This is a genomic window from Pelagibacterium luteolum (assembly GCF_900100665.1).
Classification (GTDB): Bacteria; Pseudomonadota; Alphaproteobacteria; order Rhizobiales; family Devosiaceae; genus Pelagibacterium; species Pelagibacterium luteolum.
Genome location: NZ_FNCS01000001.1, coordinates 341,182 through 355,108, shown reverse-complemented (window position 1 = coordinate 355,108; position 13,927 = coordinate 341,182). Strand labels below are relative to the sequence as shown.

Annotated in this window: 10 protein-coding genes and 1 pseudogene; 9 read left to right on the top strand and 2 right to left on the bottom strand. The window is 59.6% G+C overall.

Annotation, left to right across the window (positions count from 1 at the left end):
* The first annotated feature begins 474 nt into the window (after window positions 1-474).
* The 7 genes from acs to BLR31_RS01600 all read left to right on the top strand — a co-directional run bounded on the left by acs (window position 475) and on the right by BLR31_RS01600 (window position 9,489).
* Window positions 475-2,409, top strand: a complete 1,935-nt coding sequence (acs, locus tag BLR31_RS01630; protein ID WP_090590340.1) for an acetate--CoA ligase — start codon at window positions 475-477, stop codon at window positions 2,407-2,409.
* Window positions 2,410-2,507: 98 nt separating this feature from the next.
* Window positions 2,508-2,774, top strand: a complete 267-nt coding sequence (locus BLR31_RS01625) for a DUF4212 domain-containing protein (RefSeq protein WP_090590336.1) — start codon at window positions 2,508-2,510, stop codon at window positions 2,772-2,774.
* 9 nt (window positions 2,775-2,783) lie between these two features.
* The gene (locus BLR31_RS01620; RefSeq protein ID WP_090590332.1) at window positions 2,784-4,553 is read left to right on the top strand and encodes a sodium:solute symporter family protein; all 1,770 of its coding nucleotides are present in this window, start codon (window positions 2,784-2,786) and stop codon (window positions 4,551-4,553) included.
* 97 nt (window positions 4,554-4,650) lie between these two features.
* On the top strand, window positions 4,651-6,486 hold the full coding sequence (locus tag BLR31_RS01615; protein WP_090590328.1) for a DUF294 nucleotidyltransferase-like domain-containing protein: 1,836 nt from the start codon (window positions 4,651-4,653) through the stop codon (window positions 6,484-6,486).
* An 11-nt stretch (window positions 6,487-6,497) separates the two neighbouring features.
* A complete protein-coding gene (locus BLR31_RS01610; RefSeq protein ID WP_090590324.1) occupies window positions 6,498-7,019 on the top strand; it encodes a hypothetical protein in 522 nt (173 codons plus the stop codon).
* Between the two features lie 12 nt (window positions 7,020-7,031).
* Window positions 7,032-7,409 carry a response regulator transcription factor gene (locus BLR31_RS01605; protein ID WP_090590321.1) on the top strand — a complete coding sequence of 126 codons (378 nt, stop codon included), beginning with the start codon at window positions 7,032-7,034 and terminating at the stop codon, window positions 7,407-7,409.
* The gene (locus BLR31_RS01600) at window positions 7,393-9,489 is read left to right on the top strand and encodes a 3'-5' exonuclease (protein WP_090590317.1); all 2,097 of its coding nucleotides are present in this window, start codon (window positions 7,393-7,395) and stop codon (window positions 9,487-9,489) included. The genes BLR31_RS01605 and BLR31_RS01600 overlap by 17 nt, the downstream gene beginning before the upstream one ends.
* Before the next feature lie 13 nt (window positions 9,490-9,502).
* On the opposite strand, the pseudogene BLR31_RS01595 reads toward BLR31_RS01600, so the two are convergent.
* Together BLR31_RS01595 and BLR31_RS01590 are read right to left on the bottom strand one after the other, a co-directional pair.
* Window positions 9,503-11,080, bottom strand: a pseudogene (locus BLR31_RS01595) (cisplatin damage response ATP-dependent DNA ligase).
* Window positions 11,077-12,072, bottom strand: coding sequence for a ligase-associated DNA damage response exonuclease (locus BLR31_RS01590; protein WP_090590314.1), 996 nt, complete (start codon window positions 12,070-12,072; stop codon window positions 11,077-11,079). The pseudogene BLR31_RS01595 and the gene BLR31_RS01590 overlap by 4 nt, the downstream one beginning before the upstream one ends.
* A gap of 155 nt (window positions 12,073-12,227) precedes the next feature.
* Between BLR31_RS01590 and BLR31_RS01585 the strand changes: the two genes are divergently transcribed.
* Window positions 12,228-12,755, top strand: a complete 528-nt coding sequence (locus tag BLR31_RS01585) for a gamma carbonic anhydrase family protein (protein WP_090591998.1) — start codon at window positions 12,228-12,230, stop codon at window positions 12,753-12,755.
* Between the two features lie 82 nt (window positions 12,756-12,837).
* A complete protein-coding gene (locus BLR31_RS01580; RefSeq protein WP_090591994.1) occupies window positions 12,838-13,842 on the top strand; it encodes an aldose epimerase family protein in 1,005 nt (334 codons plus the stop codon).
* Window positions 13,843-13,927 lie beyond the last annotated feature (85 nt).

The window sequence follows — 13,927 nt, the reverse complement described above, 5'->3', positions numbered from 1 at the left end:
ACAGCCTCGCCAGCAATCCCCCGCTGACAAGGGCTCTCGGCAAATTGCGAATTACGCCGCCTTACAGGGGTTTTGCGGACTCCCTCTCCGCCATTCCCCTTTTTCCCAGTTTTGCGCCGTCAGTTTGATCGATCCTGAGGATGTGCCTCATGGCACGCGCGCTATTCCAATACCACTGTCAATGGATTGACGGATTGCGGCGTAAATCAGTTTAAGGATTTACAAAAATCTCTTTTGGCATCTGGACTCTATTGTGGCGGTGTCAACATGACACGATAGTGTGGCTGACGAATCCTTAAACTGGATTTGCGCTCAGGGAGGAGAACCATGAGCCTTTGCCCGCGCAGTTCACGCGCAAATTGGCCGTTGCTTTTCGCGGGGTCAGCAAGGCTATGGAGCCCTCGTGCACGCAGTTGAATGGAGCGCGGACGGCCCCTGGCCGGCTGATCGCCCCGTTCGAGAAGGGAGAGGGCCATGAACACTCACGTGTTCCCGAAAGAGGCGCGCCATTCAAGGCTGACGCCGCAGCGCTTTGAAGAACGATATGCGGCCTCATTGGCCGACCCCCAGGAATTCTGGGCGCAAGAGGGACAGAGACTAGACTGGATCGAGCCCTATACTGCGGTCAAGAATACGTCTTTTGCCTATCCCGACATTTCGATCAAATGGTTTGAGGACGGCGTTCTGAACGTGTCCGCCAATTGCATCGACCGCCATTTGGCGAGCAGCGGCGATAAGGTTGCGCTGATCTGGGAACCCGATAATCCGGGCGATGCCGCTGTTCACATTACTTACCGGCAGCTTCACGATGAAGTGTGCCGCCTGGCGAACGTGCTGAAAGATCTCGGCGTCAAAAAGGGCGACAGGGTCACGATCTATCTGCCGATGATTCCGGCGGCGGCCTATGCCATGCTGGCCTGCGCCCGGATCGGAGCCGTCCATTCTGTGGTTTTCGGTGGGTTCTCACCCGATGCTCTGGCCGGACGTGTCAATGATGCGGACAGTTCAGTCGTGATCACGGCCGATGAGGGGCGTCGTGGCGGGCGTTCCGTGCCACTCAAGGCAAATGTGGATACCGCGCTAGACGATTGTCCTGGCGTGACCAATGTCGTGGTCGTCAAAAACACCGGTGGCAACGTGACAATGGCCGAGGGGCGCGACGTGTGGCTGCATGAGGCTGCCGTCAGCTTCGAACCGTTCTGCGATCCCGAGCCGATGAATGCGGAAGACCCGCTTTTTATTCTCTATACCTCCGGCTCTACCGGCAAGCCTAAGGGCGTGCTGCACACGACAGGCGGCTATCTCGTTTGGGCATCGCTCACCCACGAGATGATATTCGATCCGCGGTCCGACGAAGTTTATTGGTGCTCTGCGGATGTGGGCTGGGTTACTGGCCACACCTATATCGTTTACGGGCCACTCGCAAACGGGGTGACGTCCTTGATGTTCGAGGGCGTCCCCAATTGGCCAGATCCCTCGCGTTTCTGGCAGGTGGTCGACAGGCACAAGGTCAATATCTTTTACACCGCTCCCACCGCCATCCGCGCCCTTATGGGCGCTGGACTCGAGCATGTGGAGAAGGCCGATCTCTCCTCGCTACGCCTCATCGGCACCGTCGGCGAGCCGATCAATCCAGAAGCATGGCAATGGTATCACAAAAATATCGGTAAGGGCCGGTGCGAGATCGTCGATACCTGGTGGCAGACCGAGACTGGCGGATCGATGATCACGCCATTGCCCGGTGTGATCGAAACCAAGCCGGGTTCAGCGACCAAACCGTTCTTTGGCGTCGCGCCGATCGTACTGACGCCTGAAGGGCAGGTTATCGAGGACCAACAGGCCGAAGGTGTGCTTGCCATCGCCGACAGCTGGCCGGGCCAGGCGCGCACGATCTGGGGCGATCATGCCCGCTTCGTGGACACCTATTTTTCGACTTACAAAGGTTATTACTTCACCGGGGACGGCGTTCGGCGTGACGAGGATGGGTATTACTGGATCACCGGGCGCGTCGATGACGTGCTCAATGTTTCAGGGCACCGGCTGGGTACCGCCGAGATTGAAAGCGCGCTGGTTGCCCATCCCAAGGTGTCAGAAGCAGCCGTTGTCGGATATCCGCACGAGATCAAGGGACAGGGCATTTATTGCTACGTGACCCTGATGTCGGGTGAAGTGGCCAGTCCGGACCTGCAGGCTGAATTGCGGGCTTGGGTGCGCAAGGACATCGGGCCGATCGCGACCCCCGACTGCATTCAGTTCGCGCCGGGGCTACCCAAGACACGGTCGGGCAAGATCATGCGGCGCATTCTGCGCAAGGTCGCCGAAAACGATTTCGGATCATTGGGAGATACATCGACTTTGGCTGATCCAGGCGTCGTCGATAATCTCATAGAGAATCGCCTCAATAAATAGTGGCGTAGGAGGGGGCTCGCTCGGGCTCCCTTCGTTTGTGTCCATTGCCGCCCGACAGGCATGCCGGTGGGGGGACGCGCATAAAAGGAGGAGCTATTTTGGCAGAAGAAAACGGAAGGTCCAGGAACGATTACTGGGCCGCAAACATCAAACTGGTCATAGGCTGTCTGATCGTATGGGCGCTCTGCTCGTTCGGCTTCGGGATCATCCTCAGGCCATTGCTTTCATTCATACCGATCGGCGGAACCGATCTGGGCTTTTGGTTTGCCCAGCAGGGTTCCATCCTCATCTTCATGGTCCTGATTTTTTTCTATGCCATCCGCATGAACAAGATCGACCGTGAATACGGCGTGGACGAGGAATAGGGGGGACAGATGGACCAATTTACACTTAACCTGCTGGTGGTTGGGGGCACGTTCGCTCTCTACATCGGCATTGCGATCTGGGCCCGTGCCGGCACCACGGCCGAGTTCTACGCCGCCGGACAGGGCGTTCACCCCGTCACCAACGGTATGGCCACAGCCGCCGACTGGATGTCTGCGGCCTCGTTCATTTCGATGGCGGGTCTCATCGCCTTTGTCGGCTATGACAATTCGACCTATCTGATGGGTTGGACTGGTGGTTACGTGCTGCTGGCCCTCTTGCTTGCGCCCTATCTGCGCAAGTTCGGCAAGTTCACGGTCCCGGGCTTTATCGGCGATCGTTTCTACGGGCAATCAGCCCGAATGACCGCGGTCGTCTGCCTTCTCGTAATCTCAATCACCTATGTTATCGGGCAGATGACCGGCGCCGGCGTCGCATTTTCGCGCTTCCTTGAAGTGAGTTCGGACACTGGCCTGTTCATCGCGGCAGGCGTCGTATTCTGCTACGCCGTTCTGGGGGGCATGAAGGGCATCACCTATACTCAGGTGGCGCAGTACGTCGTCCTGATCATCGCATACACCATTCCGGCGATTTTTATCTCGTTGCAGTTGACCGGAAACCCTATCCCAGCACTCGGCCTGTTCTCGACCGAGACGGCTTCGGGCATGCCGCTTTTGGACCGGCTCGACCAGATCGTGACCGACCTTGGCTTTAACAGCTACACCGGCCACCATCAGAGCACGCTCGACATGGTGTTGTTCACCATGAGCCTAATGATCGGCACCGCCGGTTTGCCTCACGTCATCATCCGCTTCTTCACCGTGCCGAAGGTTTCCGACGCACGCTGGTCGGCTGGCTGGGCACTTGTCTTCATCGCCCTTCTGTACCTGACGGCTCCGGCGGTGGGTTCCATGGCGCGCCTTAACCTGATGACCACGATCTATCCCGCTGGTGCTCAGGAAGAGCCGATTCTTTACGATGAACGCCCCGACTGGATGACCAACTGGGAGACGACCGGACTGCTGACTTTCAACGACATCAATGGTGACGGTCGTATCCAGTTCTACGGCACCCAGAATCCTGAATTTGCAGCCACCGCAGAAGAGCGCGGCTGGCAGGGTTCGGAACTGACGGTGAACAATGACATCCTCGTTCTCGCCAATCCGGAAATCGCCAATCTTCCGGGCTGGGTCGTCGCTCTGATCGCTGCAGGCGGTCTCGCTGCGGCGCTCTCGACAGCGGCAGGTCTGTTGCTCGCCATATCCTCGGCGGTCAGTCACGATCTGATCAAGGGTGCGGTCAATCCCAAGATCTCTGAAAAGGGAGAGCTTCTGGCTGCCCGTATATCCATGGCGGTCGCCATTGCGGTGGCCACTTGGCTCGGGCTCAATCCGCCGGGTTTTGCGGCCCAGACGGTAGCTCTGGCCTTCGGCCTTGCCGCAGCGACCATCTTCCCGGCCTTGATGATGGGCATCTTCTCAAAGCGCATCAACAAGCAAGGTGCGGTGGCTGGCATGATCTCCGGCCTTGTGTTCACGACGATCTACATCTTCGTTTACAAGGGTTGGTTCTTCATCCCCGGCACCAACATGCTGCCTGACAACGCGGCCAATTGGGTATTCGGCATCTCGCCGCTCTCAATCGGTTCGATCGGCGCCGTCATCAACTTTGCAGTGGCGTTCGCAGTGTCCCGTGTGACCGCGCCGCCGCCGCAAGACGTGCAGGACCTTGTGGAAAGTATCCGCGTTCCGCGCGGTGCAGCCGCGGCTCACGTTCACTAAGCAAACATGGCTGGCCCGGCACTCCGGGCCAGCCACCTTGTCGACGGCGTGGTTTTGAGCCATCGATCATGGAGCGTCTCCGCCACATGGATGTCACATGAGCTGGCAAAGCCCCGAGATCGCCGCGTTTTTGGCTGCTACCCAGCCGTATGCCAGCCTGGTGGAAGCCGATCGCCTGGCGCTTGCCGCCGAGATGACCCCGCTACAAATCCCCATGCATCAATCGATATTTCAGGTCGGCGACCGGCTGCCTGGCGTTTACGTCATCGCCGAGGGTGAAATCGAGCTACTTACCCCCGAAGGCGACATTCTCTCGCTTCTGGGCATTGGAGACAGTTTTGGCGCGCGCGGCTTCATGCGCGAGGGGCTGGCCATCGCCGAGGCCCGGGCGCTCGAGGCGACCCAAATCTTTCTCATTGCGTCCCCGCATTTTCGGGCCCTTATCGACGCCCATCCCGCGATCGCCCGCTTTTTCGAACGCTCGCGCCAGTTGGGAGGCGGCGACACCACCCCACCTGCCGCGCTCGCCGCCACGCGCGTTGCAGAGCTTATGACCCACCGCCCACTCAGTTGCGCCCCCACCGCCTCGATACGTGGTGTTGCCGGCTTGATGCGGGACAATGGCATCTCCTCGGTTCTGGTCACCGAGAGGGGCAAGCTCCTGGGCATCGTTACCGCCAACGACCTCACGAATCGCGCCCTTGCAGAGGGGCTCTCACCTGAAACCCCCGTGAGCGAAGTCATGACGCTCGATCCCGTGACGCTCGATCACTCAGCCATTGGCGCAGATGCGCTCAACGAAATGCTCGAACGCGCGATCGGCCATTTGCCGGTGATGCGACGGGGACATGTGGTCGGAATCATTTCCCAGTCCGATCTCACGCGCTATCAAGCTCTGCTGTCCGCCGACCTGATCAGCGCCATCGTGGGCAGCACCGATGTCGGCGAAATGCTCGAAGTGGTCCAGCGGATTCCAAACCTTCTGACCCAGTTGGTCGCCATCGGGCATCGCCATGACGTAATCACGCGCATGATCACGGATGTGGGCGACGCGGTGACGCGACGTCTGTTGCGAATGGGAGAGGCGCAGTTGGGGCCACCGCCCGTGCCCTACCTATGGCTGGCGTGTGGCAGTCAGGGGCGTCAGGAGCAGACGGGCATTTCCGATCAGGACAACTGCCTCATTCTCGACGATGCGGCGCGGCCCGGTGACGACGATTATTTCGCCGACTTTGCCCGGATTGTCTCCGATGGGCTTCATGCTTGCGGTTACTATTATTGTCCCGGCGACATGATGGCGACCAACCCGCGCTGGCGCAAACCCCTCCGCGTCTGGCAGGGCTATTTCGAAAGCTGGATCAGAACGCCCGATCCGATGGCGCAGATGTTGGCCTCTGTCATGTTCGATCTGCGGCCGATTGGTGGGGAAGGAGCGTTGTTCTCGCGCCTTCACACTCAGACCTTAGCCATGGCGTCGGCCAATTCGATTTTCGTTTCCCACATGGTTTCCAATGCCATGAAACATACGCCGCCGTTAGGGCTGTTTCGCGGCTTTGCGACAATTCGCTCAGGCGAACACAAAGACATGCTCGACCTTAAACTCAATGGCGTCATCCCGGTTGTCGATCTTGCCCGCATCTACGCCATCGAAGCCAGGATCGAAGCGGCCAATACAAGGGCGCGGCTGGAATCTGCAATGGATGCGGGCATCGTCAGCAGCAATGGCGGTCGCGATCTGCTCGACGCCTACGATCTGATTGCAGAAACCCGGCTGCAGCATCAGGCCAATCTGGTGCGTTCCGGGGCGAGGCCCGACAATTTCATGGCGCCCTCGACGCTCTCCGATCTCGAGCGCAGTCATTTGCGCGACGCCTTTGCCATCGTAAAAACAATGCAGGCAGCGCTGGGCCACAAAAGCTCAACGCTCAATTAAAGGATTACATCTTGCTCATAGACCTCATCGCCACCGTTGCCGCTGGGTTTGCCGGCGCCGGTATCGCGCTCATCCTGCGCCATCTCTCGGGTGGCCGCATCCACAGGGGGTTGGCGCCGATCGCTGCAGGGCTTGCGATGATCTCCTATCTCGTATGGAACGACTACAACTGGTTCGACAGAACGTCAGAAGGTCTCGATGAGCGCCTGGAAGTCGTCGCGACCTATCCCGAAAGCGCGGTCTGGCGCCCATGGTCCTATGTCGTTCCGGTGACCGAGCGGTTCATGGCCTATGATACCGCTACCGTCATGCGTAATGACGCGGCGCCCGGCCAGGCGCTGGTCAACCTCTATCTTTACGCTCGCCGCACCCCACCGGCAGCTATGCCCCTTGTCATTGATTGCGAATTGATGCGGCGCGGCAATCTTTATAATGACGTCCAGTTTGCCGAGGACGGCTCGCTCGATGGCGTTACCTGGCATGATATGGCTGCCGACGATCCGCTGATTGAACCTATCTGCGACCCGGCATGAGTGGGGCACGCCATGGCTAAGTCGGTTCTGCTCATTGAAGACGAAGACAGCATTGCCCTTTCGCTCGAGTTCCTGATGGAGCGAGAGGGCTATGATTTTCGGCGGGTGCGCACCGGTCCAGAAGCCCTTGAGGCCCTAACTCAGTCGCGGCCTGATCTGGTTCTCCTCGATGTTATGCTGCCGGGCTGCAGCGGCTATGAAGTCTGTCAGTCGATGCGCCGTGACAGAACGTTTGACACAACGAAAATCCTGATCATCACTGCGCGCGGTGGCGAGATCGAGCGCCGCAAAGGGCTCGCTCTGGGCGCTGACGAGTTCGTCACCAAACCCTTTTCGACCCACGAGCTCAAGCACATGGTGCGAGAACTTCTCGATGCCGACATTGGCTGATCTGGCGCAGCGATGGAGCTTGCGGATACGGCTCCTGCTGTTTTTCCTCGCAATCGCGTTCGGCGGGCTGGCGCTGATCGGACTGGGCATGTGGCTGGGCATGTCCCGCGCCAATCTCGAAAATCCCGCCTCCGGTTTTCTTATAGCTGGACTTGTCGCCGGGTTCGGACTTTTAGGACTGGTCGCCGGCATCTGGCTGTTGTTTGACGAAAACGTCGCCAAGCCTATCGCACGCCTAGCCATCGATCTGCGCGCCCGCACGCTCGCCGGGGTCAGCGAGACGATCGATGCCGAGCCCACCCGTTACCTGGGCGATCTGGGCGGCGCAGCCTCAACACTTGCCAAGGAGCTTGCCGATACGCGCGGCGCTTTGGCCGAGGCCGTGGCGCGTGAGACCGAGCGTATTGCTGCCGAAAATCTGCGTTTGACGGCGATCCTGCGCGATGTGCCGGCGGGCGTCATCCTTTGCACCTCCACGCACCGGATCGTTCTTTATAACGCACAAGTCGTTCCGCTTTTCGCCGGTGAGGGCGAAGTGGGCCTCGATCGCAAGCTGTTCGGCCTATTGCGCGAGGACCCTATCCGCCATGCCTATGACCAGCTCTGTCGCAGTGCAGAGCAGGATAAAGCTGTCGACCTGATTTGCGCGACTATCGATGGGGGGCGCGTCCTGCACGGGCAGATGCGGCTTGTCCATAATGACGGCCAGCGGGCCGCGGGCTATGTGCTCACCCTGCGCGACGTCACTCCCGACCTTAACGCCCATGCCGGCCGCGAGCGGATGCTGCGCGAAATCGTCGAATACGTTCGCCGCCCCGCCGCGAATCTCAAGACGACTCTCGACGTCCTTGCCATGCCCGAGCTGTCTATGTCCGAGCGCCAGGCGCTTCAGGCTGCCGTGATTGCGGAGGCCGACGCGCTGGTCTCCTGGATCGACGCTTTCGGCACGCGGCTCGATACTGCTCGCGGCGGCTGGTGGCCGATGTCCGATGTCGAGGCGACCGATATCGCCGAGGCGCTGCGGCAGGTGCTCGACGCGCGCGGGATTGCGCTCGTTACGCATCTTGAACCACTTCAACTGAATTGTGACGGCTACGCAATCGCCCACCTTCTGGCGGGCGCGTCGCGGCATCTTCTAGCCGGCATTGATCAGCTCTCGCTCACGATCCGCGAGGAAGGCGAGGGCGCCATGATCGAAATCGGCTTTGAGGGCTCCCCGCCCTCGGTCACGCTGGTCGACCAATGGCTGGCTCGGCCTCTTTCTGCGGGTTATGGCGCGGTGTCGGGACGGGATGCGCTCGACCACCACGGCTCCGATTTCTGGCCCGAAGATCTGGGCCGGGGCCACGCGGTTCTGCGTATGCCCATTCGTAAGGCTCGCAGCATCACGGCACACCCGATCATCGAGCCGCGCCCCGAATTTTATGATTTCGATCTTTTGGGTCCGGATGCTTCGGGCTTTGACGACGAGCGCCCGCTCGATGCCCTGAGTTATGTCGTTTTCGATACCGAAACCACAGGACTTTTGCCCTTCAAAGGTGATGAGATCGTTCAGATCGCCGGATTCCGCATCGTCAACGGCCGTCTGCTGATGGGGGAAAATTTTGACATGCTCGTCAATCCCGGTCGCGCCATTCCGCCAAGCTCTACCCGCATTCATCGCATCACCGATGATATGGTTCTCGATCAGCCTAGAATCGTTGCGGTCAGCCAGCGGTTCCACCAGTTCACACAGGATGCCGTCCTCGTTGCTCATAATGCGCCCTTCGACATGGCCTTCCTGCGCCGTTACGAGAGAGAGGCGGGCGTGGAATTTGCCAATCCCGTCCTCGATACGGTCCTGCTTTCCGCGATGCTATTCGGGCTGACCGCCGAACACTCACTCGACGCGCTCGCAGCCCGGCTGGGCGTCAAGATTGCGCCCGAGGCTCGCCACACAGGCATTGGAGATGCCGAGGCGACAGCGCGGATTTTTCTCAAGATGATCCCGCTGCTCAAACAGTCGGGCATCGTAACGCTGAGCCAGACCCTGCACGAGTTCCGGAAGTATCGCCGCCTCCTGCGCTCGGCAGAGAGCTAGAGCTGGCAAAAGCTCAAGTCGCCGGGATCAGAGCTTCGACCTCTTCAAGCCGCGCCGCCTCCTGCGCTGGCTTGTCCCATCGGATGCGGTTGATGCGCGGGAAACGCAGTGCCACGCCCGATTTGTGCCGCGTCGAAGCCTGTGCACTATCGAAGGCCACCTCGAACACCAGCGCCTTTTCCACCTCCCGTACCGGCCCAAAACTCTGAGTTGTGTGGGTGCGCACCCATTTGTCGAGCTGTTTCAACTCCGCATTGGTAAACCCAAAATACGCCTTGCCGATTGGGACCAGTTCGTTGCCCTTCCAGGCACCGAAGGTGAAATCGGAATAAAACGACGAGCGCTTGCCGTGCCCGCGTTGCGCATACATCAGCACGGCATCAACGAGATTGGGATCGCGCTTCCATTTAAACCAATTGCCCTTTGGCCGCCCGGGCACATAGGGCGCTGAACGCAGTTTGATCATCACCCCTTCATGCCCGCTCTCGTCTGCACCTTTGCGCCGGATTGTGCCGAGAGCGTCCCAATCGGCGAATGGGATCACCTCGGACAAATCGAGCCGGGTCTGGGGTTGCGTTGCAAAGAAGGCCTCGAGCCTCTCGCGCCGTTCGGTCCAGGACTGCGCTCGGATGTCGGTGTCGCCGTCAAACAGCATGTCATAGACGCGGATAAAGGCGGGCGCTTCAGCCATCAGCTTTGCTGTAGCGGTCTTGCGGTTAAGTCGCTGCTGCAGGGCGTTAAACGATGCAGGCTCGAAATTATGGCCGACAAGCAATTCCCCATCGAGCACACCGCGCCCAAAGACGTTGTCGACCAGATCAGGGAAGGCGTTGGCGATGTTCTCGCCGGTGCGTGAGAACAGCGAAGCCTGGCCCTCGCCGAGGATCAACTGCACCCTGATCCCGTCCCATTTCCATTCGGCGACAAAATCGGTGGGATCGAGACTTTCGAAATCCTTTGCCTCATCAATGGGGTTGGACAACATCAGCGGATGAAACCGCGCCGTATGATCGATTTCGGGCTTGTTCTCCGCACCTGAAAGTCACGCGAATAATTCGCTATACGGCATCTTGATGCCGTGCCAGATTTCCTCGATGTCCTTTAGGTCCTTGCCACTCATCTCGGCCAATGCCGTCTTGGCCAGGCGCTCGGACACACCGATGCGCAACCCGCCCGTCGCGAGTTTGACCAACGCCCAGCGCTCGTTGATTTCCGCACTGGTCAGCAGCTCGGCGATGAGGTCAGCGATTTTTGCCTTGGGGGTTGTGTTGAGCAATTCGATCAGATCGGTCAGCGCCGGCAACGCCCGGGTGCCGCCCTTGTGCGGCCAGATCAGCGCAATCGTTTCGCCCAAATCGCCTACGTAGTCGTAGCTCAGCGCAAAAAGATGCGGATCGACCTCGGCCAGAACTACTTCTTTCAGCCGCGCGGGTTTGACGTGGGCAAAACTCAACGCCCCTGTCATCACTGCCAGAGCATAGCCCCGATCGGGGTCTGGGGTTTTGGTAAAATAGTCCGCCAGCGCCTCAATCTTGCGATTACGCGAGGGGGTCAGCGCCAGAGTTTCGAGCAATTGGGCAAACTGCTTCATTGCTCCTCCGCCTCGTCTTCATAGCCCTGGATGTTGAGCGGCTCAGCTTTTAATCCCTGTTGCTCGCAGTGATAGACCAGCGCTTCCTCGCGGCCATGGGTCACCCAGATGGTTTCAGCTTCTGTTTCGGTGACGGTCTGGGTCAGTTCTGGCCAGTCAACGTGATCAGAAATAACGAGCGGTAGCTCGACCCCGCGCTGGCGGGCGCGCTGTTTAACGCTCATCCAGCCCGACGCCATGGCGAGCACCGGATCGGGCAGCCTCCGGCTCCAGCGATCCTTGAGCGCTGAGGGCGGCGCGATCACCACCGCTCCGGCCATTTCGGCCTTGCTCGCCTCGGTGGCATGACGCAATTCGCCGAGACCGATGCCGCGTTCGATATAAAGGTCGCACAATCTGATCATCGCGCCGTGCAGATAGATCGGTGCGTCAAATCCCGCCTCACGCAACAGCGCGATTACCCTCTGAGCTTTGCCCAGAGCATAGGCGCCAATCACGTGGGCACGGTCGGAATGATCATTGAGCGACTTCAAAAGTCGCGCGATTTCCTGGCTGGGGTGCGGGTGCTGGAACACGGGCAAGCCAAACGTCGCCTCAGTTACCAGCAGGTTGCATTTAACCAATTCGAATGGTTGCGCCGTGGTGTCGGGCAGTCGCTTGTAATCACCGGTCACGACGACCCTCTGGCCATCCTGTTCGATCAAGACCTGCGCCGAACCCAGAATATGCCCTGCGGGAAAGAGCGTGATCGTCACTTCATCGATCGTAATGGGCTCGCCAAATGGCACTGCCTGGAACGACCCGGCACAATCAGGTCCATAGCGGGTTTGCATGATGGCGATGGTGTCGGGTGTCGCGAGAACTTTCTTGTGCCCCGGCCGCGCGTGATCGGCATGGCCATGAGTGACTATGGCACGCTCGCGCGGCACGAGCGGATCGACATAGGTGTCGATCCGCCGGATATGGAGATTGCGATCGATCACCTGCGCCATGTGTCAGTCGCGCTCCTCGGCCGAAGGGCGGGTGGTAACTTGGGAAAACGATAACACTGCATAATTCATTTGGGCGGGCATGGCTCTTAAACGTGGGTCGACCGGATTCGGTTCAGGCTCTAATGTCCAAGCGCATCAGATGTTTGGAGACCGTTGTGACGCTGATCAGTTTTGCCGGCCAGGCGCCCGAGATCGCTCGCGACGCGGGATATGTTGCCCCCTCGGCGCAAATCATCGGGCGCGTGCACGTCGCCCCGGCGTCCAGCGTCTGGTTCGGCGCGGTGCTGCGTGGCGACAATGACTGGATTGCGATCGGGCAGGGCTCGAACGTTCAGGACAATTGTGTGCTGCACACAGACATCGGATACCCCCTCACCATCGGCGAAAATTGCACGATTGGCCATCTTGCCTGCCTTCATGGCTGCACTATTGGCGACGGCTCCCTGATCGGGATGGGTGCGACGGTGCTTAATGGCGCAAGTATCGGCAAGGGGTGCCTGATCGGTGCCAAGGCGCTCATCCCCGAAGGCATGGTGATTCCGGGCGGTTCGCTCGTCCTTGGCGTGCCGGGACGCGTGGCGCGCCGTCTCGACGATGCCGCCATCGGCCGTCTTCTCGAAAGCGCAAAAGGCTATCGGGAGAAGTCGGCGCAATACGCCCAGTCCTGCGTCATCATTTCGTAAACGATACTCTGTTTGCCCTCGCGGGGGCTGGAAATCGCCTGCTGGCCCGCTTATCACAGCGCATAACCGAAGGAGGATGGATATGGATCGCACTGTGTTTGGTCGGTTCGAGGGGCGCGATGTCGAGGAGATTGTTCTGCGCTCCCCTGCGGGCGTTGAAATTTCGATCCTCACCTATGGTGCCCTGGTGCGCGATTGGCGCGTGCCGGTCGACGGCACGATGCGCTCGGTGGTTCTGGGGTTCGACAGCTTCGAGCCCTACTTGACCCGAAGCCCGTTTTTCGGCGCCATCTGTGGTCGTGTCGCCAACCGGATCGGCGGCGCACAGTTCGATCTCGACGGTGTCCACTATGATCTCGTGCCCAGCGAAGGAAAAAACCAGCTCCATGGGGGACCAAAAAACTTCGCCACAACGCTTTGGTCTGTCACTGCCCTCACCCCTACCAGCGTGACCCTTGCCCTTTCAAGTCCCGATGGCGACATGGGCTTTCCGGGCAACGTTGCGGTCGAATTGACCTATAGGCTTGAAGGCCACAAGCTGATGCTCGAGTGGACGGCGCGGTCCGATAAGCCCACCCCGATCAATCTCGTCCAGCACAATTATTTCAATCTGACGGGCCAGGGCGACGTCCTCGACCACACGTTGGAAGTCACCGGCACTGCCGTGACTGAACTCGGCGAAGGTCAAATCCCCACAGGCGCAATCGTGCCGGTCGCGGGCACTGAACTCGACTTTTCTTCTCCCCGTCCCATGCGCGATCAAGCGGGCAACGCCATCGAGATCGATATCAACTACGCCCTGCCGACGCGGCGCAATTTCGCTGACGCGGTTGGGCGATTTAGGGCTCCGGACGCTTCGCTCACTCTCGAAATCTTTTCCGATCAGCCAGGCCTTCAAGTCTATAATGGCTGGAAGATCGAGCCAGGCACGAAAGGATTGCATGGGCAACATTATGGTCCGTTCTCCGGCCTTTGCCTTGAAGACCAGATCTTTCCCGACGCCATCAACAACCCTCACTTCCCCAACAGCGTCTTTGGCCCGGACCGCCCCTACCACCACTGGTGCGCAATCGAAATCAAGCCGTAGGGCGGCAAGCCTTCGCGTCCCACCACCACCCTCGTGCCCAATCTCTGCGACCGAATTGCGGGCTGTTCTCGGCGCGATGACATGC